The 24,613-nt window shown below is 71.7% G+C and carries 17 protein-coding genes; 10 read left to right on the top strand and 7 right to left on the bottom strand.

Annotated elements, in window-relative coordinates; genetic code table 11:
* Window positions 1–154: 154 nt before the first annotated feature.
* Window positions 155–3,061 carry a PHP domain-containing protein gene (locus tag H6726_16675; GenBank protein ID MCB9659281.1) on the top strand — a complete coding sequence of 969 codons (2,907 nt, stop codon included), beginning with the start codon at window positions 155–157 and terminating at the stop codon, window positions 3,059–3,061.
* 191 nt (window positions 3,062–3,252) lie between these two features.
* Entirely contained in the window at window positions 3,253–4,368 is a 1,116-nt protein-coding gene (locus H6726_16670) for a hypothetical protein (protein MCB9659280.1), read from the top strand.
* 51 nt (window positions 4,369–4,419) lie between these two features.
* On the opposite strand, the gene H6726_16665 is transcribed toward H6726_16670, so the two are convergent.
* Complete coding sequence (locus H6726_16665) at window positions 4,420–4,992, bottom strand: TIGR02266 family protein (protein MCB9659279.1); 573 nt, start codon at window positions 4,990–4,992, stop codon at window positions 4,420–4,422.
* A gap of 19 nt (window positions 4,993–5,011) precedes the next feature.
* Here H6726_16665 and H6726_16660 point away from each other — a divergent pair, with 19 nt between their 5' ends.
* The 5 genes from H6726_16660 (at window position 5,012) to H6726_16640 (ending at window position 13,434) form a co-directional block, all read left to right on the top strand.
* On the top strand, window positions 5,012–5,617 hold the full coding sequence (locus tag H6726_16660; GenBank protein MCB9659278.1) for a sigma-70 family RNA polymerase sigma factor: 606 nt from the start codon (window positions 5,012–5,014) through the stop codon (window positions 5,615–5,617).
* Window positions 5,614–7,023, top strand: coding sequence for a hypothetical protein (locus tag H6726_16655; protein MCB9659277.1), 1,410 nt, complete (start codon window positions 5,614–5,616; stop codon window positions 7,021–7,023). Before H6726_16660 ends, H6726_16655 begins: the two co-directional genes overlap by 4 nt.
* Window positions 7,024–7,039: 16 nt before the next feature.
* Complete coding sequence (locus H6726_16650) at window positions 7,040–11,029, top strand: protein kinase (GenBank protein ID MCB9659276.1); 3,990 nt, start codon at window positions 7,040–7,042, stop codon at window positions 11,027–11,029.
* Between the two features lie 2 nt (window positions 11,030–11,031).
* Window positions 11,032–11,595, top strand: coding sequence for a YaeQ family protein (locus H6726_16645; GenBank protein ID MCB9659275.1), 564 nt, complete (start codon window positions 11,032–11,034; stop codon window positions 11,593–11,595).
* Between the two features lie 123 nt (window positions 11,596–11,718).
* The gene (locus H6726_16640) at window positions 11,719–13,434 is read left to right on the top strand and encodes a hypothetical protein (protein ID MCB9659274.1); all 1,716 of its coding nucleotides are present in this window, start codon (window positions 11,719–11,721) and stop codon (window positions 13,432–13,434) included.
* A gap of 36 nt (window positions 13,435–13,470) precedes the next feature.
* Here H6726_16640 and H6726_16635 read toward each other — a convergent pair whose 3' ends face one another.
* Window positions 13,471–18,291 carry a sigma 54-interacting transcriptional regulator gene (locus H6726_16635; protein MCB9659273.1) on the bottom strand — a complete coding sequence of 1,607 codons (4,821 nt, stop codon included), beginning with the start codon at window positions 18,289–18,291 and terminating at the stop codon, window positions 13,471–13,473.
* Window positions 18,292–18,540: 249 nt separating this feature from the next.
* Between H6726_16635 and H6726_16630 the strand changes: the two genes are divergently transcribed.
* Complete coding sequence (locus tag H6726_16630; protein MCB9659272.1) at window positions 18,541–19,275, top strand: 1-acyl-sn-glycerol-3-phosphate acyltransferase; 735 nt, start codon at window positions 18,541–18,543, stop codon at window positions 19,273–19,275.
* A 7-nt stretch (window positions 19,276–19,282) separates the two neighbouring features.
* Here the strand turns inward: H6726_16630 and H6726_16625 are convergent, their stop codons facing one another.
* Genes H6726_16625 through pyrR form a run of 3 tightly spaced genes read right to left on the bottom strand, consistent with a single transcriptional unit; the run spans window position 19,283 to window position 21,902 of the window.
* Window positions 19,283–20,452, bottom strand: coding sequence for a DUF1343 domain-containing protein (locus tag H6726_16625; protein MCB9659271.1), 1,170 nt, complete (start codon window positions 20,450–20,452; stop codon window positions 19,283–19,285).
* A 14-nt stretch (window positions 20,453–20,466) separates the two neighbouring features.
* Window positions 20,467–21,399 (bottom strand): aspartate carbamoyltransferase catalytic subunit, encoded by a 933-nt coding sequence (locus H6726_16620; GenBank protein MCB9659270.1) that lies wholly within the window; start codon window positions 21,397–21,399, stop codon window positions 20,467–20,469.
* Entirely contained in the window at window positions 21,399–21,902 is a 504-nt protein-coding gene (gene pyrR, locus H6726_16615) for a bifunctional pyr operon transcriptional regulator/uracil phosphoribosyltransferase PyrR (GenBank protein MCB9659269.1), read from the bottom strand. Before pyrR ends, H6726_16620 begins: the two co-directional genes overlap by 1 nt.
* A 125-nt stretch (window positions 21,903–22,027) precedes the next feature.
* Here pyrR and H6726_16610 point away from each other — a divergent pair, with 125 nt between their 5' ends.
* Entirely contained in the window at window positions 22,028–22,612 is a 585-nt protein-coding gene (locus H6726_16610) for a hypothetical protein (protein MCB9659268.1), read from the top strand.
* Window positions 22,613–22,703: 91 nt separating this feature from the next.
* On the opposite strand, the gene H6726_16605 is transcribed toward H6726_16610, so the two are convergent.
* Window positions 22,704–23,162, bottom strand: a complete 459-nt coding sequence (locus H6726_16605; GenBank protein ID MCB9659267.1) for a helix-hairpin-helix domain-containing protein — start codon at window positions 23,160–23,162, stop codon at window positions 22,704–22,706.
* Between the two features lie 140 nt (window positions 23,163–23,302).
* A complete protein-coding gene (locus H6726_16600; GenBank protein ID MCB9659266.1) occupies window positions 23,303–23,929 on the bottom strand; it encodes a universal stress protein in 627 nt (208 codons plus the stop codon).
* Between the two features lie 183 nt (window positions 23,930–24,112).
* Here H6726_16600 and H6726_16595 point away from each other — a divergent pair, with 183 nt between their 5' ends.
* The gene (locus H6726_16595) at window positions 24,113–24,601 is read left to right on the top strand and encodes a hypothetical protein (GenBank protein ID MCB9659265.1); all 489 of its coding nucleotides are present in this window, start codon (window positions 24,113–24,115) and stop codon (window positions 24,599–24,601) included.
* Window positions 24,602–24,613: the final 12 nt, after the last annotated feature.

Below are 24,613 nucleotides of genomic sequence, written 5' to 3'. Positions count from 1 at the left end.
CTCTCGGAGAAAGGACCCGGCTCGATAGCCCGGGGGGGGTGGACTGTCAACGACCGCGGCGGACGCGCCGACGGGGCGTGGTGCTCCGGAGACACACACCGACAACGGAAGATTCCCCCGTGAAAGCTGGGGTGACAGTGATATGGTTATCGTCATGGACACGCGCACCCCCTGGTTGCTCTCTCGTCTGGCGTCCGTCCCCCTGGTCCTGTCGGCCTCGCTCGCGGTGGTCGGCTGTGGCGGGGGCGGTGACGGTCCGCCCAGCGACCTCGGCGCAGCCGACACCGGCTCGGCCGACCAAGGGTCGGCAGAAGACCAGGGGACGGGGCCGTGCGTCACCGCCCGCACGGTGACCGCCGCCGATACGCCTCCGCCGGGTCCTGATGGCGTGGTCGGGGTCGGAGGCCTGCGGCTGCAGAACGACATGGTCGTGGCGGGCTTCTCGGCGCTCGAGCAGCACGGCACGGCGGGCGCGAATGGCGGCAACCTGCTCGACTTCCACGTGATCGGCGGCGACGACCACTTGGTCGAGCATTGGCTGGTGGCGGGGCCCGACAGCGGTCTGCGCGCCTTCAACGAGTCGATGACGGTCATCACGGAGGAGGCCGAGCGGGTGGTGTTGGAGCTGCGGGGTCACATCGAGCGTGCCCCGCATGGCGCGATCTCGCCGAGCCCCGGTGACGGCTTGAGCATCGTCACCACGTTCGAACTGCGCTGTGGCGAGCCCAAGCTGCACATCGACACGACGATCACGAACGACACCAGCCCGCCGATCACCGTGGCCGGTCTGACGGGGCCCTTGCGCCCGGTCGACGTCATCCTGTGGGGCAGCCCGTCGGGCATGCGCCCCTTCTGCCCCAACCCCGGGCAGGGGAGCACCTGCACCACCATCAACTTCGCGAACGTCGCGGGCACGCTGGTGCGCTCGCAGTACATTGGGACGAGCGGATCACGTGCCGGTGGGCCAGGGTCGCTGGCGTACTACTCGGCCGACATGGCGACGGTGTCTGCGGCGCATGACAGCACCAACAGCGCGTTTGGCGAGATCGGGACTGGCATCGAGCCGTTCGCACCCGGTGCGACGTCCCGACACCGCCGCGTCCTCGTGGCGGGTGGGGGCGCCGACGCGGCGAGCGCCGTCGACGTCGTGCTCGAAGACCTGGACGCCCTCGGACGGCTGGACGCTGCCACCGTCACGGGTCGGGTGACCGTGCCCGGCGGCATCCCGAGTGACCCCTACCGGCGTCCGTCCGTCCTCCTGGCGACCCCACCGTCCACCGGCGACGCGACAGACCCAGCCACCTGGCGGCCAGTGAACCTGGTGCGCGTGGGAGCCGATGGTTCGTTCTCGGCCCGCGTGCCGAGCGGCGCCGTCTCGTACGAAGTGCGCATGGACGGGCACGACGTGGTGCGCGCGACGGGCGGCGCGGCCGCGGCAGGTGCGACCCTGGATCTGGGCACGCTCACGCTGGGTGCCCGCCCGGCGGTCGACGTGACCGTGCGCATCGACGGCGTCGCTGGGACGGCGCGGGTCGTCGTGTTGGGGACCGGGGTGACCGCCGATCCGGTCCTCGGACCCGAGACGGGCTCGGCTCCTCAGGGCAACGTGGCGCTCACGGACGGCATGGGCGAGGTCTCGCTCGCGCTGTCGCCTGGCACGTACGACGTCTACGCCATGCGCGGTCTGAGCACGTCGCTGGCGCGGGCGTCCATCACGGTGGCAGCCTCGGACCAGGCGGTGATGCTCGACCTGTTCTCGCTCGACGTGGTGCCGACGGGCTTCCTCACGGCGGACTTCCACGTCCACAGCGCTGCCAGCTTCGACTCGTCGACGCCGCCGGAGGACCAGGTGCGCGCGTTCCTCGCAGCTGGCGTGGACGCGCTGGTGGCTACCGAACACGACGTGGTCTTCGACTACACGCCCGCGATCGCGACCGTCGAGGCGGGGCTGCCACTCGCGGCGCGCGGGCGCATCAAGGCGTTCCCAGGGCTCGAGGCGACGGCCTTCGTGCCGTACGAGGACTTCCCCCACACCATCGGGCACTACAACGTGTTCCCCGTCGATCCGGTCGCGACCGCGTTCGAGAGCGGGGCTCCCGACGACGAGCGGGTGGGGCCCGGCACGGTGTACGACCGGCTGCGTGCGATGCCCGGCCCGGCGCAGCGCATCATCCAGCTGAACCACGCGCGCGGAAGCCGCATCCCGACCATCTGGCTCGGCTACTTCGACTCGTGCGGCTTCGACGCGAGCTTGTCGTTCGCCATGAACGCCGCGTGCGGTGTGGCCAGCGGGATGGGCACCACGGCCTATGACGCCGACGCCTTCGAGGTGATCAACTTCAAGGACATGCAGGAGTACCTCACGCAGAACCGTGACTGGCACGCGTTGCTGCGCGAGGCACCCGGGGGGAGCCTCCCCACCGGGACGGCCAACAGCGACTCGCACCGTATCTACAACGAGGAGGCGGGCTTCCCAGTGAACGTGCTCTCGACCTCGACGAGCCTCGCGGACCTCGATGGCGACGACCTGGTGGGGCTGATTCGCGGCGGTGGCGTGGCGGGGGCGCTGGGCGTGTTCGTGTGGATGGAGGTCTGCGACGAGCTGGGCAACAACTGCAGCGATCCCAGCAAGGAGCCGCTCACGATCACCAGCGACACCGTCCAAGTGCGCGTGCGCGTGACCGCGCCGCCCTGGGTGCCGGTCGACGAGCTGCGCGTTCGCTTGGGCGGTGAGATCGTCGCGACGAGAGACCTGACCGGGAGCAACCCGGCCGACATCTTCAGCACGTCGGCGGGTGACGTGGTGCGCTACGACATGATGGTCCCCGTCACGACCGTGACGGCCGACAGCTTCATCACGGTCGAGGCGGGCTTCGTGCTGCCGACCCTCGTGGACGCGAACGCGGACGGAGTGATCGACCCAGTCACGTTCCCGGCGGCGCCCGAGCCCTTCACGTCGCTGGTGCGGGGCGCGCAGCCGCTCGGCTTCGTGAACCCGGTGTTCCTCGATCGCGACGGAAACAGCCAGTACGACCCGCCGGGGATGCCGCTGCCGTTGTAATCGCCGCTCAGTTCGGCATAGTGCCTGGGCCCCGCACGCCGCGGGGTCACGGCTGCGCGCTTGTCTCTCGGAGGTCTTGTCTCATGGTGTCTCGTCGGAATGCTTGGTGGATCGTGGGTGCGCTGCTCTCGTGCGGCGCCGTGAGCGGGGGCTGCAGTGGGGGCGGCGGCGAAACGCCAGACCAAGGGCCCATGGATCAGGGTTCGCAGGTGGACATGAGCGCGGGCGACACGGGCACCGCCGACAGTGGCGGCGGCTCCACGCTGCTCGCCTGCCAGCGCGACGACCTGTTCATGTCGGGCATCGACCTGGCCAACCGTACGGTGCGCCTGACCAACCCGACCATGTCGGACATCACCATCGGGGGTACCAACTACCAGCTGTGCCAGGGGCCCGGAGCCTACAGCGCCCTGCCCGAGGGTGTCGTCCCCGCTGGGGGGTCGCTGACCGTCGCCATCCCCAACGGGATCACCACGGACCCCGTGAACGGGACGCTCGCGCTCTACAATCCGGGCTCGTTCACCACGCGTGATGCCATGCTCGACTACGTCTGCTGGGGTGACGGGGCGGGGACGCCGCGCCTCAACGTCGCGCAGCAGACGGGTACGGATGGCACCGTCCTCTGGGACGACCAGGGGTGCGTGCAGCTCGCGGGGTCGACGGACCTCTATCTGCGCACGGGCACACCCGGCAACACCGCGGTCGACTACCGCAATTCGCCGAGCAACGTGGTCTGCATGCCCGACGGCATGGACGCCGGGGTCGACGGGGGCCCGGTGGACGGCGGGGTCGACGCTGGCCCCGTGATCATCCTCGAGTGCGAGCGCGACTCGCTCATCATCGAGAGCGTCAACATGCAGACCGACGAGATCACCCTGTACAACCCGACCGGCACGATGATCTCGACGAACGGGAACTACCAGTTCTGTCAGGGGGAGAGCGGCACCAACAACTACTCGGCGGTGCCCGCCGTCATGGTCCCGCCCTACGGTCGGGTGACGTTCAACGCGCCGTCCACGATCGTCATCGACAACGACCGCGCGCTGGCGCTGTATCGAAACTCGAGCTTCGGCTCGCGCGACGCCATGGTCGACTACATGTGCTGGGGCACGGGCGGTGACCTGGCGCGCATCACCGAGGCGCGCATGGTCGGCACCGACGGAACCGCGCTGTGGGACGCTGGCGGCTGCACCCCCGCGAACGAGGACGAGACCGTGTACCGCGTGCCCGGGACCGAGGGCAATTCCGCCGCGGACTACTCGACCACGGCGCCAGTCCCTGGGCTCAGCTGCGGCGTCGTGCTCTGAGGGACACGCCGCGTCCGGCGTCGGGGCCCGTGGGTGGGCCCTGACGCGCGGCTACTTGGAGGGCAGCAGGCTCCCGCGTGGGGGCTTCCCCATGAGCTTCTCGTAGATGACGTTGCCGAGGCTGTCGACCATCAGCGTCTCCACGATGGCTTCGATGCGCTCGCGCTCGGACTCGCTGCTGTAGACGAAGCCGATGCCCATCCCGGGCTCCCCGTCGTCCACGACCTCGTTGGGGGCCACCGTCCACTGCACCTTGCCGCGCAGGACCAGGGGGTTCTCCAGCGTGGGGACGCACAGCTTGAAGTTGAACTCCGTCCCGATACCGAGCGGGCGCTCGGTGCGGATGAAGGTGCCGCCGCGGCTGATGTTCTTGGTGTAGTCGGCGAAGAACGAATTCAACCGCTTGTACTCGACCTTGAGCTCGATCGGGGCGCGCTCCCCGCCGCGGCGGTCTTTGTCGTCAGTGGACACGCCCGGATTAAAGCGCTCGCGGGGGCTCCGGTCAAAAACGAGCGGTGCGCGCCCAAGCTTTGTCCACCTCGTGGTTGTCCTAGGTCCCGTGTTTGCGTACGTTTCGACCACCTCGACGCCGGAAGAGCGCTCTGCCTCGGGCGAGTTCCTCATCCCGCCCGAGCGTAGGACCATGGACACCGCAGACGCGCGCACCGAGATGGAGCTGCTGAGCCTGGCGCAGGCCGGAGACCGGCGCGCCTTCGCGGGCCTGGTGCGCATGCATCACGGGCGCTTGGTGGCCTGTGCACACCAGATGCTCGGGTCCGCCGCCGAGGTCGACGACGCCGTGCAAGAGAGCTTCATCCGTGCTTGGCGCGCGCTGGGCCGCTTCGACGGGCGCGCCCGCCTGTCCACGTGGCTCTACCGCATCTGCGTGAACGTCTGCCTCAACCGCATGCGCAGCAACCGTCGGCACGTCGCTTCCGACGTGGACGATCCGAAGCTGCCCGAGCCCACGGCCGACGCGGAGAGCGCGGGCGTGGACCCGCAGCGCACGCTGGAGCAGGCCCAGCTCTATGGGCGCGTGGGCGAGGCCCTCGAGGCGCTCAGTCCCTCACTGCGTTCGGCGGTGGTGCTGGTGCTGCTGCAGGGCATGTCGCACAAGGAGGCGGGCGACGCGCTCGGGTGCGCCGAGGGCACCGTCGCGTGGCGCATCCACGAGGCGCGTCGGAGGCTCCGCGATCTGCTCGGGGATCTCGCGGAACCCGGGGCCTTGGCCGCGGGAGGTGGCGCGTGAACGCGACACGTCGCGAACGCCTCGACGCCATCCTGGATGCTGGCCTGGTCCACGCGCCCGAGGAGGAGCAGGCGTGGTTGGCGATCGAGCGCGAGGCCGACGCGAGCTTCGATGCCGAGGTGCGCGAGCTGCTTGCGCTGACCGACGAGGTTCTGGCCTGGGGCATCCGAGCGGCCGAGTCCGGCTCCGCATCCTCTCCGCTGGACGGAGCCCTGGCGGCCATCTTCGAGGGTATCGACGCGGGGCTGTACGACGACGAGCTGCGCTTGGACGACGCAGCAGGTCTGGCCGACGGTCTCGCGGGTGACCCTGGCGACGCCGAGGGAATGGCGCCAGCCGCCACGGGGGTGCTGCGTTCGGGTGAGCGCCTGCGCGCGCCTCGGCCCGTGGCACCCGTCGCGGAGGCGCCTGCCGCGCGGGCCACGTCCAGCGCGACCCGAGCGGAGTCGTCGGCGGGGGCGGGGCGCGTCGTGCGCTTGCTGCGTGACAACCGCTTGGCGCAGGTGTTGGCCGCCGCCGCGGCGGTGTTGGTGGTCGTTTCCGCGGGGTTCTCGGCGGTGAGCGTCGTGAACCGGCAGCCCGACGCCAGCGCCATCCAGGGGGCTCCGATGGCTGCGGCGCCCGCACCGACCGTGGCACCCATGCCCACCGCGGCGCCGGCCGCAGCGGCCTTCGAGGCCCCTTCGGCCGAGGCCGAGCCAGAGGCCGCGCCGCTCGAGCCACCCGCGCCCACCGAAGCGCTCGCGGGCGAGACGCTCGATGCGGTGCCCGCGCCCGCACCGCCCAGCGCACCGGTCGCTCAGCTCAGCGACGACGGCGTCGCAGGTGGTCTGTCCCTGCGTGCGGAGGCGCAGACGGCGGGCACCCTCCGCGAGGTGGACGACTCCGACACCGGGCGGACGACGGCGCGTTCTGCGGATCGCTCACGCATGGCCACGGCGTCCTCCACTTCGGTGAGCCCCGCCAGCATGAGCGCCAGCGGATCTGCGGCGCGGCCGCAGGGTTCCGTGCGCTACGTGGACGACTTCTTCGCGAGCAGTCCGGACGGTCCCCAGCGCGAGATCGTGGCCGAGTCGGCCGGCGAGGGAGCGAGCGCGAGCCGTGGCGCGCCAGCGCCGGGCGCTGCGGCCCCTTCGCCGGCGCCGCCCGCCGCCCGCTACCGCACATGGTCTGCGCTGCGTCCGGTGCTCACCGCCTGCTTGGGGCCCGGCCGCGACGCCACGGTCGAGATCGCGCGGACGAGCGGCTTGGTCCGCGTCCTCGCTGCCCCTTCCGCGACGGCCACCGAGCTACGGTGTCTGCGCGGTGCGGCTGCCGAGAGCGCCATCTCGCCAGCGCCTACCGTGACGCGGCAGCTGCGCGTGTCGCGGGCGGCCGCTGCGGTATCCGACACGAGCGCACAGTGATACCCTCCGCCGCACGATGACGCGACGGGTACTGTTCGGCAGCTACGAGCTGATCGAGCGCATAGGCGAAGGCGGCATGGCCGAGGTCTGGCGCGCCCGGTCGCGTGGCGCAGCCGGCTTCCAGAAGACGGTCGTCATCAAGCGCGTGCTGCCCTCGCTGATGGCCCGCCCCGACTTCGCGGACCTGCTGGTGCGCGAGGCCAAGATCGCGTCGCGCCTGAACCACCCCAACATCGTTCAGATTTTCGATCTGGGGGAGGAGCAGGAGGCCTACTTCATCGCGATGGAGTACGTGCATGGCTGCGACCTCGCGTCGGCCATCGCCTACCGCCCGAACCCGGTGGACTGCGTGGCAGACGGGCTCTCCCTGCCGTTGCGTCTCTTCATCGCCTGCGAGGCGGCCCGCGCGCTCGATTACGCGCACCGGCGACGCTCGGACGACGGACGACCCCTTGGCATCGTGCACCGCGACGTCTCGCCGCAGAACATCCTGCTGGGGTACGAGGGGCAGGTGAAGGTCGGTGACTTTGGCATCGCCATGGCCGACGAACACGGCCTGGGGCGCGACGAAGACCCGAGCGTGCTGCGGGGGAAGTACGCCTACATGTCGCCGGAGCAGGCGCGCGGCGAGCCGCTCGACAACCGCTCGGACCTCTTCTCTCTGGGTATCGTGGTGTGGGAGATGGTGACGGGAGAGCGCCTGTTTCGTGCCTCCTCGCGCACCGAGACGCTGGAGCGCGTGCGCCAGGCGCTGGTTCCGAAGCGCAACTTGGCGGCCTACGGCGCGTCGCCCCAGCTCCGCGGCATCTTGGAGCGCTGCCTGGCCGTGGACCGCGACGCGCGGTACCCGACGGTGGGTGACCTGGTGGAGGAGCTCTCGCGTGAGCTCGTGGCCATGGGCTCCCACGTGGATGAGGGGGACCTGGCTGCTGCGCTGAAGAAGATGTTCCCGCCCGACGACCGCGGCGGGGTGAACAAGCTGCGCGTCGACTTCCACCGGCGCGTAGAGGAAGACGCGACGGGCATCGGCGTTCCACTGATGTCGACGACCCCGCACGCAGGCGGCGAGGAGAGGACGCGCGCGCTGCCGGTGTCGAGACGCATGCGCTTCGACGACCGGCCAGTCGTGGCGCTGCACCTGGTCGGGGCCCTCGAGCCGGGGCGCTTCGCCGCCATCGTACAGGACCTGCGAGGGATGTGCTTGCCCCCGCAGGACGACGGCGCCGAGGCGGTGTTCGGGGCGACCGGCCACCCCCAGGAGGCCCCCGAGCTGGCCGCGCGCGCCGCGTTGCGCCTGCGTGATGCTGCGCACGGTGGGGTGCGCGTCGTGATCGTGCGCTCCAATGCGCGGGTCTACGACGGTGGCTTCGCCGAAACCAATCCCGCCGAGCGCGCCCGGGCGCTCGCGTTGCTGGAGACGCTGGCGCCCAACGAGATCGCGTGCGAGCCCGATCTCGCCCCAGATGTGGGGTGGGTCTTTCGCGTGGGCGACGAGCCCCTGCCGCGCCTGCATGGCCTGCGGTCCCGCAGCGAGCGGGAGGCGGAGACCATGCGGCGTGACGCCCCGTTCGTCGGGCGCCGCGAGACGCTGAAGCTCGTGGGGGATACGCTGGCCGGCGTCGTCGAGGGACAGGGGGCCGCGCTGTTGGTCGTCGGGGGTGCTGGGGTCGGCAAGTCGCGCCTCCTAGCGGAGCTGCGCTCGCTGACCATCGGCGAGGGACGGGCGTTCATCAACGCGCGCTGCCGCCCCGCGTTGGCCACGTCCCCCTTCTCCGTGCTGGCGGATGTCCTCGGAGATCTCCTCGGCGTGGAGGAGGACGACGAGCTGGCCGCGCGCGCCGAGAAGGTCGAACGCATGCGCGTGCTGGGGCTCTCACCTCGCGAGATCTCGCTGGTGGGCGAGTTGGTGGGGCTCTCTGCCGCAGAAGCCCAGCGCCCCGGTCGTCCTCGCGGGCTTGACGTCGTCGGCGCCGTGCAGAAGGCACTGCAGGCGCTCGCCGTCGATCAGCCCGTGGTGCTCGCCATCGAAGACGTGCAGTTCATGGACGACGCGACGCGGCAGGTGCTGTCCATCCTCCTCGCGAAGCTGCGCCGCCTGCGCGTGCTGACCGTGATGACGTCGCGGCCTTCCCCGTCGTTGCCGGTGCACGTCGGGGTCGACCGCGTCGCCATCCGTCCCCTCGATCAGGCCGCCAACGCCCGCTTGTTCGCCGCCGTGGTGGGAGGGCGCAACCTCGAACGCAACCTGAGCAACGCCGTGTTCGCGGCGACGGGGGGGCTCCCGGCCTGGACCATCGCGCTGGCCGACGACATGCGCGCCACCGGGACCGCGCAGCTGGACGAACAGCTCGTGCATGGCGGCGAAGTCTCGACGGCCGGGGTGCCCGAGCGGGTACAGCACACGGTCGCGGCAGAGCTCGCGCTGCTGAGCGCCCCCGACCGCGCCACGTTGCAGCTCATCAGCTTGTTCCGCGAGCTGGTGGACATCCCCACGTTGGCCGCGATCCAGGGCGTCCCGCGGGATGCCGTGGAAGCGCCTGTGCGCCGGTTGCTGGGGCTGCACTGGGTGGTCCCCGACGTCGACGCCCCGGAGCTCTGGCCCGCGGAGGGGCGTTGGGGCGGCGGCGGGGGCGTGCTCGCCATGCCGGCGCGCATGCGGGTCTCCGGGGGAACCTTGTTGCGTGACGCCGTGCGCAAGAGCCTGAGTGCCCACGCCGCGGGCACGCTGCACGGCATGATCGCCGCGGCGCTCGAGCGGGGCGGCGCCGGCGACGACGAGCGCCGCGTGGCGCAGCTGGCATATCACGCGGTACGCGCCCACGACCCCGCGCGTGCGCCCGCGTACCTGGTGCGCGCCGCCGATCTGGCGGTGGCGCAGGGGCGGCTCGCCGACGCCTCCGTCAACGTCGCCGACGCCGCGAAGGTGGTGGCCGCGCAGGTGACGGCGGCTGGTGCCGTGGCCGGTCGCGTATTGCATGGCCTCGCGGAGCTGGTCATCCGCGCGGTGGACCTGAGCCTGCAAGTCGGCAACACCGGGCTCGCCATCGAGGCGCTCGAGCGCTTTACGCCGACCTTCCGCGACGCGGTCGACATGGACGTGCGGCTCTCATTACACCTGGCTCAGGCGCGCGTTGCGGCGCACCAGGAGCGGTGGAGCGACGTCGTGCAGATCCTCGCCGTCACCGAGGAGAACGAGTCCGAGCCCGTGGACCCGGACATGCTGGGCGAAGCGCTCATGCGCTTGGGCCACGCCCGGCTGGAGGCGGGCGAGGTCGACGCCGCCAGCCGTACGCTGGCCCTGGCGGTGGCGCAGCTGTCTGGGGAGGACACCCGACTCTTGCACGGGATGGGTTCGTGCTACCTCGCAGTCGCGCTCGCCCGGCTGGGGCGCATCGACGACGCCCGCATGCGAGGGATGGACGCGATGACCGGTGCCGTGTGCGTCGGGGAGCTGCGGCTGCGTTGGTCGTCGCTCTCGGCCATGGCCGAGGTGGCGGAAGCGCAAGGGGACTTCAGCGGCGCGACCACGCGCTGGAGCGACGCGATGGGTGTGGCACGCGAGCACGGCATGCCGGTGGAGCTGTCGCGGGCGGCCGTGCGCGCAGCCGCAGCGGCCTTCGAGGCCGGCTGGGAGTCGCGGGCCGCGGTCTTCGCGGAGGAGGCCATCCACGTGGGCAGGCGGCATCGCCAGGAGGCCGTGGTCAGCCTGGGCGCCGCGATCCAAGGGGCGTTGGCGGTGGCGGCGCACCCCGATCCGGGCTTCGTCAAGGGTATGGTCCGCGGGGTGGAGAGCCTCGAGGCGATGGGGCGTCCCGCCGAGGCGGCGATGGCGCTGCGGATGCTCGCCTTCGTGCACGTTGCGCTGGGGGACGTGCCGGCCGCCATACGGACGCTCGGGCGCGCCCGCCCGCTGGCGGTGGCTTCGGGACAGCTGCCTCTCGCGGCGCGCTTGCTGCGCGCCGCCGAGCGGTTGGCCGAGGGGGCCACCGACACGAGGGGGGTCTGAACATGGCGCAGGCGACGGTGCTGCTGCGAGTGGGGGTCGAGCTGGCGGATGTGGACCGCGGGGTCTACGAGACGCTGGACCTGCGCGTCGCGCAGCACCCCTCCGAGTCCGAGGCGCGCGTGGTGGTGCGCGTGCTCGCGCGCTGTCTGCTCCACGAGGAGGGGCTCGAGTTCGGACGCGGACTGTCGAACGTGGACGAGCCAGCGCTCTCGCTGCCGGGGGCGCATGGGGGGCACGCGCTGTGGGTGGACCTGGGCGCCCCGTCGGCGGACCGTGTCCATCGCGCGAGCAAGCTCGCCGAGCGCGTCGCCATCGTGACCGACAAGGACGCCCAGACGCTCCGCAAGGAGTGGGGCAGCCGCACCATCCACGCCGCGGACGCCATCGAGCTGCTGCTGCTCCCTCGTGGCTTCGTCGACACGCTCGCGGCCGGCCTCGGGCGCAACGACGCGTGGGTGGTCTCGCTCGTCGAGGGGAACCTGAGCGTCACGGCTCACGGGGAGTCCCACGCGTGCGACCTGGTGCGCACCACGCTCGCCGCGTTCCTGGCCGGCGACGCGTCGTAGCCGTCGGTCTGCGGTGGCGCGTCGGGCGCGCTGCGTCGGCTCGCGACCGCGCGTGCGCCACACGGCGCGACGGCACATGCCGCGTCGCTGGTCATGCGCGGCGGCTTTTGGGATAGTCCCGCGATGGCGCAGAATCGATCGATCCTCGGCGTGGCCGCGCGAGACCTCAACCGCCTGCGGGCCGTGTCGGTCACGGTCGCGCGGCACGGCTTCGGTGAGCTCCTCATGCGGACCGCGATCGGGCGCCGTCTGTTCCCCGACCGCAGCGTGCCGGCCACGGACGCCGAGCTGGTCGGTTCTCCCGCGGCCCAGCGCTTCGCCCACATGCTCGGCGAGCTGGGGCCGACGTTCATCAAGCTCGGCCAGATCCTGTCGATGCGGCACGACCTGTTCTCGCCCGAGTTCATCAAGGCGCTCGAGAGCCTCCAGGACGGCGCCCCGGTGCTCCCGTTCGAGGAGATCCGCGCCGTCGTGGAGTCGGGTCTCGGCGGCAAGCTGGAGGACCTCTACCAGTCGTTCGACGAGAAGCCCCTGGCCACCGCGTCCATCGCGCAGACGCACCTGGCCACCACGCTCGACGGAGAGCGCGTCGTCATCAAGGTGCAGCGGCCCGGCATCGAGGACATCATGCGCGGCGACCTCGACCTGCTCTACCTCGGCGCGCAGGTGCTCGAGGCCAGCATCGACGAGATGGGCCTCGCCAATGTCAGCGAGATCGTGAGCGCGTTCGAGAAGGGGCTCCTGAAGGAGCTCGACTTCAACGAGGAGCTCGGGAGCCTCTTGCGCATGCGCAAGAACCTCGACCCCGAGCGCAGCGTGGTCGTGCCGCGGCCACACGCCGAGCTGTCGTGCAAGACCGTGCTCACCATGGAGTTCTTCCCTGGCCGGCCCGTGCGCAAGGTCGAGCCACGCTCCAAGGAGGCGGAGCACGTCGTCACCGAGATCGTGCACTCGGCGTGCAAGCAGGTCTTCATCGACGGCTTCTTCCACGGCGATCCGCACGCGGGGAACATCCTCATCAACGACGAGGGCACGCTATGCATGATCGACCTCGGCCTGGTGGGCAGCCTCACGCCGGACCAACGCGAGGACCTCGTCACGCTCATCATCGCGGCCATCGCCAACGACTCCGGGACGGTGGCGCGCATCCTCATGAAGATGGGCACCCCCACCCAGCGCGTGAACATCGCGGAGCTCAAGGCGGAGATCGAGCGCGTGCGGCAGCAGTACCTCGTGGTGGACAACATCGGCGACGTCGACTCGGGCGCGTTCGCCGAGGAGTTCGCGGACGCCGCGGCCAAGTTCCGCATCAAGCTGGGCCCCGAGTACGCCTTGCTCATCAAGGCGGCCGCCACGGTCGAGGGCATCGTGCGCAGCTTGCACCCCGACGTGGACCTGCTGGGCATCACCAAGCCGTACGCGGAGCAGATCATCGCGCAGCGCTACTCGCCGCAGGCCTTGCTGCAGGGCGCGGTCGGCGAGGTGGCGGGGCTGGGCGCCATGGTGAAGAACCTGCCCACCCAGCTTGATCAGCTGCTGCACGACATGCAGGAGGGGAACCTGCAGGTGCGCGCGGTCACGCCCGAGCTGGACGACGTGCCAGCGATGATCCACTCGCACGCCAGCCGGTTGGCGCTGACCGCGTTCGCGACCTCCATGACCCTGGGCGCCGCCCTGATCTTCCCGCCCAACGCCGAGGGGACCGCCGCCCTCGTGCTCAGCGGGCTGGCCGCCATCGCGGCGAGCCTGGCGTGGCTCGTCCTCTGGGGCTGGCACTTCGTCGGGCGCGGCAAGCCCATGAAGGTCACGCCGCTGCTCAAGCTGTTCCGGCGCGGGTAGGCGCGCTCCCCCCCCGTTCACGCGCGCTCGCGGAGCTCACTCCCGCAGGCCCAAGCGCTTCATCATCTTCTGCAGGCCGTAGCGGCTCACACCCAGCTCGAGCGCGGCGCGCGTCTGGTTCTGGCCGGTGCGTTCGAGCGCCGCCGTGATCAGCGCGCGCTCGAGCGCGTCGACGTGCTCGCGCACGGCGAGTGATCCCAGCGGGTCGAAGGCGGACACGTCGCCCCTGCGCGGGGGTTCCACCGCCGCGGTCGTGGGTCCTGCCGCAGCCAGCACGTCGCTCGCCTCGATGGGGTCGCCCTCCATCACGAGCAGGCGCTGCACCTCGTTCTCGAGTTGGCGAACGTTCCCAGGCCATGGGGCGCTCGCGAGGCGTCGCATCGCCTCGGGCGTCACACGCGGGGGCGTGCCCGGGTGGTGCTTCCGCAGGAAGTGGCGCACGAGCAAGGGCACATCGTTGGCGCGCTCGCGCAGCGGGGGAAGCCGCAGCGACACGACGGTGATTCGGTAGTACAGGTCCTCGCGGAACCGCCCGTCCGCGACCATGGCCAGCAGGTCGCGATGCGTCGCCGTGACGAGCCGCACGTCCACCTGCGTGACCTTCGTGCCCCCCACCGGGCGTACCTGCCCGTCCTGCAGGACACGTAGCAGCTTGCTCTGCATCGCGGGGCTCATCTCGCCGATCTCGTCCAAGAAGAGGGTCCCCCCGTCGGCGGAGTGAAACAGCCCCTGCCGCGCGCGGTCCGCACCCGTGAACGCGCCGCGCTCGTGCCCGAACAGGGCCGACTCCAGCAGGGTGTCCGGGATGGCGGCGCAGTTCTCGCTCACGAAGCGTGCCGCGCGGCGCGCGCTCTGGTCGTGCACGAAGCGCGCGACGAGCTCCTTGCCAGTCCCGCTCTCGCCGAGGATCAGCACGGGGACCGAGCTCGCGGCCGCTCGCTCCGCCAGCTCGAGCGCGCGCCGCATGGGACCGGGGCCCGCGATCATGCTGCCGCGCTCGGTGCCGGTGACGGCGCGTCGCAAGGAAGTGATCTCGTCGCGCTGCGACTCCACGTCCGTGCGCAGCGTTGCCTCGGCGGCCGCCAGCTTCTTGCGCTCCTCGCGCAGGGCGGCGGCGTCCCAGCTGGCTGTCAGCGAGAGGCCTGCGAGCTGCGCGCACGCTGCGAAGACCTCCTCGCTCTCGCGATCGAACGCTGCCGGTCGTCGGCGGTCGTCCACGTACAGCGCGAGGTAGCGGCCCACGCAGTGCAGCGGAGCGGCCAACACCGAGCGCGTGCCGATGCCGAGGACGCTGCCGCTCGTGTTGAGGCGGGTGTCGTCGATGGCGTCGAGCGCGGAGACCGTGCGCCCCGTGGCGAGCGCGCGCCCTGCCACGGACCGTGAGAAGCCGCGCACGTCGGCTGGTTGTTCGTCCGTGCAGGCGAGGGTCAGCCAGCCACCGTCGGCCAGGCGCTCGACCACGAAGCCGCGCTCGGCGCGCGTGAGGGCTTGTGCAGCGTCGGCGATGCGCTGCAGCAGTCGCCCCGGGTCGCCTGCGCTGACGAAGCGCTGCATGTACAGCGGGAGCTCGCGGAAGACGTCGCGGCCGCCCGCCGGGGTGGGGGCGTCCGCCTCGAACAGCGGCGGCACCCGCAGCGCGGCTTGGTAGCGAACCGTCTCGAGCAGGAGGGGACGCAGGTGGTTGGGGAGCGAGTCCAGCGCGGTATCCAGCAGCACGCGCGCGCGTCGGGCCTCGGCCAGCGCTCCTGGTGCGTCGGCGAGGCGCTCCAGGAGCTGACTGATCAGCAGCGTCGCTTGCAGCTGCCGCTCCCAGCCACGTGGGTCGGCGGCAGCGGGGGCCAGGAGCTCCACCGCGCGTCTGCGCGCGACGCTCTCCGCGCCCAGGGCCAGGGTGCCGAGCGCCAGTCGGCGCGTGAGCGCGGCGTCGGCGTGTGGGAGGGCCTCTTCGGCTTCCGTGGCGGTCAACAGCCCACGCGCGCGCTCGCCGTGGTTCGCCTCGGCCAGGGCCAGCGCGGCCCGCGCGTGCACGAGCGGGAGCGCCTCTGGTGGGCAGCTCGGGACCCGCTCGAGCGCCGAGTCGATGCGTTGCACGGACGCCAGCAGTTTGCCGCGACGCAGCTCGATGGCGGCCCACGTGAGGTCGACGTGGGCGCGGACGCTGGCGAGCCCCGCGGCCTCCGCCTTGCGCGCGGCGAGCGGCAGCAAGGCGCTCGCCCCCGTGTCGTCTCCGAAGGCGGTGTGGACTTGGGCGAGGTTCAACGCAGCTTGCGAGAGCAGGCTGTCTCGGCCTAGCTCGGCCAGCGTGTCCGCCCCTGCGCGTACATGCGAGAGGGCCTCGCCGAGGTTGCCGAGCTCGAAGCAGGACAGCCCGAGGTTCAGGCCGTACACCGCCGCCGCGAGGCGCTCCCCACCAGCCTCGGCCAGGGTCAGCGCGCGGCGACCCAAGGCGTATGCGCTGGCCGCGTCGCCGCGTCGCTGCGCGATGGTGGCACGCAGCGAGAGACCGCGCGCCGCCTCGCCAAGCGCGTCTCGCTGGAGGGCTAGGGTCGCCGCCCGCTCGGCCTCCCGCTCGGCGACGTCAACGTCTCCGCACGTGAACGCGGCGAGAGCGCGCAGCTCGCAGAACGCATGGGAGTCGCGGTGGTCTTCGGGGCGTGCCTCCGCGAATGCCGCCAGCAGCGCGTCCACGCCGTCGACGGCCAGGTCCGGATGCTCGATCGCGAGCCGACCTGCGCTGCGCAGGAACACCTCGCTGGCATGTGCCCCAGGCAGCCCCCGGGCGGACGCCAGCGAGCGCACCGCTTCGGTGGGGCGCCCTTGCTGGCGCAGGAACTCGGCGTGTAGCGCGAGCGACTCGGCGTCCACTTCCCGCTCGAGCAACGCCAGCGCGTGCTCCGACGCGGCGCGGCGCTGCAGCCACTGGGCGGCCAACTGCCTCGTGCGCAGGCTCAGCGTGGGCAGCGCACACGCCAACGCGTACACGCGCGCTGCGCGCGCTGGCGAGGCCGTCTCGTCGTCGCTCTCGGCGAGGGCCCGGGCGAGCTCCGACTCCGCGACGTCGTGCAGACCGGCCTGCACGGCGAGGTGCGCGCGTCCCAGTGGGTCCATCACTGACCCGAGCAGGTCGGCCGCCAGCCTCTTGCGTCGCGCCGCCGTCATGTGCGCCAACATCCGGGCGCGTACGTCCGCGCGGGCCACCACGTCGCCGCGATGGTCGACGGCGAGCAGGCCCAGGGTGAGCGCCAGCGAGAGGCCGTCCGGCACGTCGTCGTCGAGCGGCAGACCGTCGGCGCACATGCTGCAGCGCTCGAGCAGCTCCAGGGTCGCCGTGGGCAGCGGGGGTGGGGCCCACTCGAGGGTGGCCGCTCGCAGCGTGGGGAGGTCACGCGCGCGGAGAAAGTCGCCCCCAATGGCGTGTGCCGCGAGCTGCTCCACGAGGGAGCCCACGAGCCCGCCGGTCAGCGCCAACGCGGCGTCGACCTCGTCTGGTGTCGGGTGCTCGCGCAGCGCGTCGTAGAGGAGCTCGCGCACCGGGTCGGCCGTTAGGGGCCCGAGCAGTATCTCGATCAGGCGCGCGTCGTCCGAGCCTGTGACGAGCGGGGCGTCCGTGCACACGACGATGATGGACGGACTACGCTCCACCTCGCTCACGTCCAAGAAGCGGAGCGCGCGTGCCGCCCCCTCTTCCGTCGTTGGCGGCGTCCAACGCACCACGACGGGCTGTCCCGAGAGCGTTGGGAGGACCGGGCCGTGCGCGATCGTCGGGACTGGGAAGCCCGCGTCGAACGCCATGCGCTGGAGCCGCTGCGCGAACTCTTGGGCGAAGCGGTCGCGTCCGGATCCGGCAGGACCGATGACGCGCACGAGGGTGGGGGGGAGGCTCGTGCCGGCGCGATCCCGGATCCGCTCGAGCGCGTCTCGGAGCGGCCCCTCGTGTCCCACGAAGCGCGCGTTGCGGAGTGCGCCAGCGACCCTTGGGCCGCCGCGCCGGGCGCGCATGCGGAGCGGCGCGAGCTCCTCGGTGTAGCTGCTGCGAGGGCGGTCCTCGTGCTCCCACTCGAAGCGCCGGGCGACCTCTTGGGCGTCGCTCGGACGCGTGGAGGGCGACGGCGCCAACAGCGTCGTGATGATCTCGGCCAGGGGGTGGGGCGCATCACGTAGCCGTTCTCGGCTCAGGTGCTGGAGGCGGAGCGCGTGCTCGTGCGCATCGGCGAGTCCTGCCAGCGTGGGCAACGAGGTGGCCCCAGGCGCCGCTGCCAGCAACGTCGCGCCCAACGCGAACAGATCCGTGCTGGGTGTGCGGGCGCCCGCGAAGGCTTCGGGGGCCATGAAGCCAGGGGTCCCGGCGGCGCCCACCCCGGCCTGAAGCGGCGAGCCCGCGTGGCCGAGGTCCACCAGCACCCAGCGGCCGCTGCTGGACAGCACGTTGAACGGCGAGACGTCGCCGTGGACGAGGTTCACGCGGTGCAGCTCCGCCAGCGCTTCGGCCAGCATCTGGCCCGCGGCGGCGAGCTCCTCCCAGCTCTCGCACGGGGCCTCGGCAAGCGGCTCGCCAGCGACGAGCTCCTCCACCAGCACCGCGGCACCCGCGGGCAGCGCGAAGGGCGGAGGTAGCGGCGTCGCGACCCGCAGCAGCTCACGCGGTCGCACGATGCTGGCGTGCCGCACGTCCAGCAGCGCATCCAGCTCTGCCGCGAGGCAGGCCGCGTTGTACGGGGGCACGGCCTTCGCGACCCACGAGCTGCTCCCGTCCACGTCGCGCACCAGCATGACGCGCCCTGTAGCCCCTTCGGCGAGCTCTCCTTCGTAGGCATAGCGGCCGGCCAACCGGGCCTCGATGGGTCCCGTGTCTGTCAACGTCGTTGGCGTGCGGCTCCGCTCCATGCCAAGGACTCTGCGCCAGCGCACACTCGGCAGTCAACGAGGTTGACGTCTGCCGCCGCGCAACGGCACCAGCAGGGACGCAGGCGCGGCTGGCGCGTGCGTCCCACGACGAGCTGGCCGGTACACGACGCGCGTCTTGACCGCCGAGACCCTCGAGGCCGTCTTCGGCTGAGGGCGCGGCCAGCTGGCGCGCACGGTCTCGTCCGAGCATCCTCGACCGTCATGGAGAAGCCCCGGCTCAGCATCACCCTCAAGACCTGTGGCGAGACCCTGCGCGTCTGCGTGCCCACCATCGCGGAGGCCGCGTTCGGGCCCGTGCCCCGCGAGCGGGCCAGCCGGCGGCTCGCGCAGTGGGCCGAGGCCGCGGTGCGCCACGCGCGCATCGATACCTTCGTCGAGGGTCTCGAGCACGTCGACCCGACGCGTCCCCACCTGGTCGTGTCCAACCACCAGAGCACGTACGACATCTTCGTGCTGATGCACCTCTATCCCGCCGAGCTGCGCATGATCGCGAAGAAGGAGATGTTCCGCGTGCCCTTCGTGGGTGGAGCCATGGCCGCGGCGGAGTTCGTCAACATCGACCGGGGGGACAACGCCCGCGCGCGCGAGGCCCTCGAGGTCGCGCGCCGTCGCATCGAGTCCGGCATCAACATCTGGATCGCCCCCGAGGGCACACGCTCCGAGGACGGCCGACTGCTCCCGTTCAAGACGGGCGGGTTCATGCTGGCCCTGCAGACGGGCATCCCCATCCTGCCCGTGACGGTCGTCGGGACGCAGCACGTGCTGCCCGCCAAGCAGGTGCGGGTGCACCCTGGGAAGCGCGCGGGCCTGCGCTTCCATGCGCCCGTGGACCCGGCGGCGTATGGCACGGCGCGCCGTGACGAGCTGATGGAGCACGTGCGGCGCACCATCGACAGCGGCCTCCCGCCCGGGCTGCAGAGCTACACGCACGGGTGAGCGTCGATCAGCGGTAGAGCAGATACGGCGCGCGCTCGGCCTCGAACGCCGCGGCGCCTGCGGCTTCGGACGCGAGCCACGGGTCGATGCTCTCGCCTGCGTCGGTCGCTTGGCGGAACTCGGGCCCGCCCGTGAGGAGGTCGATGGCCGGCCGGTCGGTCACGTACTCGTACTCTTCGGTCCGATAGCGCGGCGCGTCCGGGTAGCGCGTGAGCAGCGCGTGCAGGATGCGCAGGTAGGCCTCGTAGCTGCGCACTCGCGCGCGGTCGGTGACGTGCACCTGTACGCCGCCGCAGCGTTGCCCCCCGTGCTTCTGGAACGTCGGCTGGAAGTGCAGGGGGCGCAGCGCGAGCCCCGGCAGCTGGCCTTCGAGCGTCTTTGCGAGGGCCTCTCCGTCCACCCAGGGCGCACCGAACACCTCGAACGGGCGGGTGGTGCCGCGCCCCTCCGACAGCAGCGTGCCTTCGATCAGGCACCCGCCGGGGTACACCAGCGCGGTGTCCAGCGTGGGCATGTTGGGGGAGGGATAGACCCAGGGGAGCCCGGTGTCGTCGAAGTACATCGCGCGCTGCCAGCCGCGCATGGGCACTGTCACCAGGCTCTCCGCCGGCAGCGCCAGGCGCGCGCGGACCATGCCCGTGATCTCGGCGATGGTCATGCCGTGGCGCACGGGGACGTCGTAGAGGCCCACGAACGAGCGGTACCCGGGCCGCTGCGGGGCGCCCTCCAGCACAACGCCCCCCAGCGGGTTGGGGCGGTCCAGCACGACGCACGGGATGCCCACGGCCGCCGTCGCCTCGAGCATGAGCGCCGCGCTCCACACGAACGTGTAGTAGCGCGCGCCGACGTCCTGCAGGTCCACCACCACGGCGTCCAGGCCACGCAGCATTTCCGGGGTGGGGCGCAGCGCATCGAAGGTGGTGCCGTAGAGGGAGAACACCCGCACGCGCTCCTCGGCTGCGTCGTCCACGTCGCCCACGGGCGCCATGTCCTGCGCCTCGCCCCCGTAGCCGTGCTCGGGCCCGAACAGCGTCACCACGCGTGCGCCCGCGCGCTCCAGGACCGCGTGTGCGTGCGCCAGCCCCCGCGTCACGCTGGCCGGATGCGCCAAGAGCCCCACGCGCTTTCCGCGCAGGTGCCCGAGCACCTCGGGGGCGCCCGCCGCGACCCGGTCCAGCCCGCTCTCGACCGTCACGCTTCGCCCGAGTCGCCAGCCAGCAGGTACAGGAGCGCCATGCGGATGGCCACGCCCGCCTCGACCTGGTCCAGCACGTGCGACGTCGCGCCGTCGGCCACGTCGGGCTCAATCTCCACGCCACGGTTCATGGGCCCGGGGTGCATCACCAGCGCGTCCGGCTTGGCCAGCGCCAGCCGCCGACGGTTGACCCCGAACGTGCGCGAGTATTCGCCCAGCGACGACAGCAGCGCGCCCTTCAGCCGCTCGAGCTGCACGCGCAGCACCATCACCACGTCGGCGTCACGCAGGCCGGTCTCCACATCGTGGTGCAGCTCCACGCCGTAGCCGGCGAGCTCGGGCGGCACGAGCGTGTCTGGTCCCACGAAGCGCACGGTGCAGCCGAACTGCTTCAGCAGCAGCGCGTTGCTGCGCGCCACGCGCGAGTGGGCCACGTCGCCCACGATGGCCACCGTCAGGCCGTCCAGCGTGCCCCGCGCGTTGCGGATGGTGAGCGCGTCCAGCAGGGCCTGCGTGGGGTGCTCGTGCATCCCGTCGCCCGCGTTGATGACGCTGCAGCGCACGTTCTTGGCCACGAAGTGCGGCGCGCCGGACGACGCGTGGCGCATGACGATGACGTCGGGGTGCATGGCCTCGAGGGTCTTGCACGTGTCGTACAGCGTCTCGCCCTTGCTCACGCTGGAGCTGGCCACGCTGATGTTGATGACGTCCGCGCTCATGCGCTTGCCGGCCAGCTCGAAGCTGGTGCGGGTGCGCGTGGAGTTCTCGTAGAACAGGTTGATGACGGTCTTGCCGCGCAGCGTGGGCACCTTGCGCACGGGCCGCCGCGACACCTCGAGGAACGCCTTGGACGTGTCCAGCACGTGCTCGATGTCGGCGCGCGACATGCCCTCGATGCCCAGCACATGACGGTGCGGGAACGTCTCCATCAGGCCTCCTCCGCGCCGGCCTGGCCAGCGGGTTCCAGGAACGCGCGGTCACCTTCGCGCCCCTCGAGCTCGACGCGCAGCTTCACGCCCGCGCGCACGTCCACCGTCTTGCCGACGAAGTCCGGGTGCACTGGAAGCTCGCGCCCGCCGCGGTCGAACAGCACCGCCAGCCAGATGCGCCGAGGCCGGCCGTAGTCCAGCACGCAGTCGATGGCCGCGCGCACGGTGCGCCCCGTCTGCAGCACGTCGTCCACGACGATGACCTCGCGCCCCTCGATGGGGAAGCGGATGTCGCTGGGGCCGATCTTGGGGTCGGGCAGGGCCGTAGCCGCGTCGTCCCGGTAGAGGCTGATGTCCACCGCGCCGACTTGGGGCGTGCCCTCTTCGAGGTCGCCGATGGCCTCGGCCAAGCGCTTGGCCAGGTCCACGCCGCCGCGCCGGATGCCGACGAGGCACAGCTCCTCGGGCCGCTTGCCCGTGCGCTCCACGATGCTGAGGGCCATGCGACGAAGGGTCCGCTGCAGGGCGTCACCGGCGAGCAAGACCGTCGGGGGCGAGGTGGGCACGGCCCGGATTTACGCGCCTTCCGACGGGTGCGTCAAGCCGCCCGGGCTGCTATCAACGCGACGTGGCACCCGCCCCGCACGCCTCGGCCTCCTTTGCGCTCGCCTGGTGCCGCGCGTCTGCTGCGTGGGCCCTGTGGGTCACGATCGCCATCGTCGGCGTAAGCCTCGTCCAGCCCGGCGAGGCCCGCGCGTACGAGGAGCAGATCGCCCTCAACATCGACGCGGGCTACGTCTACGCGCAGCACGGGCTGCCCACGCACGGCGTGGGCGTCGGCGTGGGCGCGGGCATCGGTCTCGGGGACACGTTCACGCTCGTCTTGCGCGGCGGCTACGCGGCGCACCCCGGGAGCACGCCCGGCCACGTGCTCTCGGCCACCGCCGAGGTGCTCTACATCGTGGACATCCTCACGTGGGTGCCCTTCTTCGGCATCGGCACGGACGGGCACCTCATCCTCCGCGATGGGCAGGTGCGCGGGAACTTCGAGGTGCACGGCGTGCTCGGGCTCGACTACCTGCACTCGCGCACGCTCGCCATCGGCCTCGACGTGCGGGTGGGCTACTTGCCGTTCGAGCCCACGGCAGGCGTGCTGCACGGCCTGCACGCGCAGGCGGGGCTGCGGGTGTCGTACCTGTTCTCCCGCTGGTGATGCGCCGCGGCTGGGCCGGACGGCCGCCCGTTCGTCTTTGGGTCACGACAGCCTTGGGCGAGGGTGCCGCGTGCGATGAGCGGCAGCCCGGCTAGTGGGTCGTCCGCGGCTGCCCCGCGTCTGGGGCCGAGCTGACCGTGGGTGCGGTCGCGCCCGCGTGAGCGTCGGTGGCTTCATCACCTGACCCCGCGTAGGCCAGCGCGGCGATGCGCTCCACCGTACGCGGACCGATGCCGGTGACGCGCGTCATCGCCTCGAGGGTGGGGTATGGGCCGTGCTCGGCGCGATCCGCGATGATGCGCTGCGACACCACGGGACCCACGCCCGGCAGCAACTGCAGCGTGATTGCGTCCGCCTGGTTGACGTCGATGCGGCCCCCGTCCCGCACGACCGCGATCTGCGCGGCCGCGGCCGCGGACGGAGGCTCGGGGCGCTGCGACGCGTAGGTGGCCGAGTCGAAGCCCGTGCTGGTCTGTGGCTCCGGGGCGGGGGGCGTCTGCGCCAGGGACGCCACGGCGATGGCTGCCGTCACCCACGCGGCGGCGCTCACGGGACTGCTCCGCGGGGACGGGTTCGGCACGCGGCCCTTCTCGGCGCTGGCGCCCGCCAGTTGCGGGGTGGCGCGCCGACCGTCCGCCCTCGTGAGTGCCAAGGGCGGCTGTGTCGCTTCGCGCGTGGCGCTGGCGACCGTCAGCGCATGTTGTAGCCCGGTGCGCTCGACTTGCGCGTGCCCGCACCGCTGTACGTGTGGCGGCTCTGGTGATCACGGGCGTGCGTGGCGCACCACGTCATCATGTCGCCCGTCTCTTCGCGCTTTGCTACGCAGTCGGCGCAGGGTGGGGCGGGCAGCTCGCTCTTGCGGCGACCCTGGTAGGCGCGCGGCTTGGCGACGAGCACGGGGCAGGGCGCCTCGCGCAGGAGCCCCTCGCTGACGGGCGTGCGCAGGCGGTCGATGGCCTTGTGGGCGTGGGTGCCGCACACCAGCAGGTCGGCCTCGACGTCCGTGCAGAACTGCACGAGGGCGGCGACGGGTGTGCCAATGCGGGTGTGCACCTCGGGCCGCACCAGCGGCCACACCTCCTCTCGCTCGCAGACGTCGCTGACGTACGCGCGCACCACGTCGGGATCGTTCTCCAGGACCTTCTCCTGCTCCTGGATGCGCGTGGCCTCACGCAGGGCGTGGACCTCCACGGCGTGCACCACGTGCAGGGTGTCCGCGGCGTTGCACATGCGCACCGCCGTCAGCAACGCCAGCTCCGAGTCCGCGCTCGAGTCCACACCCACTACGATGATGCGACCGCTCGTGTTCGTCTCCATCTCATCCATATCGAAAGACCCCCTTCCGGTCGGGCGAATGGCGGAGCACCCCCTTCGGGGCTCCGTCCAGCACACTCTAGCGGCTGATAGTAGCGTTGGCGAATGGCAAAAGTGTGACGCTGTGCGCAACGGACCTACACGGCGGCCGAGAACCGGGCCAACTCTCCGAAAGGCCCGGTCCCCATGTACGCCATCGACTCCTCGTCTCTCCAGCAGATCCTCGCCACCATCGTCCTCGCCTCACCCGCTGTGCCCTTGCTGGCGTGGGCCATGCGCCGGGCGCTCACGGAGTGGTCCCCGTCCAACCCGCGCAACACGTGGTCGCGTGGGCTCACGCTCTCGGCGTTGCACGTGCTCGTCGGCCTGCTGCTCACGTTCACCCTCACCCTGGACATCCCCGCGGCGGCAGCCGTCACGGTCGCACGCCTGGCGTTGCTGGTGGGCGCCATCGCGTACGCCTACCGCATCGGTCCCGTCTTGGCGCTCGGGGTAACCCTGCTCACGCAGCTGTTCATCACGCTCGCGAGCGGGGCGGTCACCATCGCGCTGATGGGCGCGTGGGCCGTCAGTCCCGTCTTCGCCGTGCTGGTCGTGGTGCTCGGTCTCGGGGGCATCACGCTGCACCTGCGCGCCGGGCGCCGGCTCCAGGCCCGCTTCGACGCGGTGGAGTGATCCCGTCGCCGC

It is taken from the genome of Sandaracinaceae bacterium, from assembly GCA_020633055.1.
Lineage (GTDB): Bacteria > Myxococcota_A > Polyangia > Polyangiales > Houyiibacteriaceae > JADJJE01.
The sequence above is the reverse complement of the archived record's forward strand: the minus strand, read 5'-3'. Positions and strand labels throughout refer to the sequence as shown.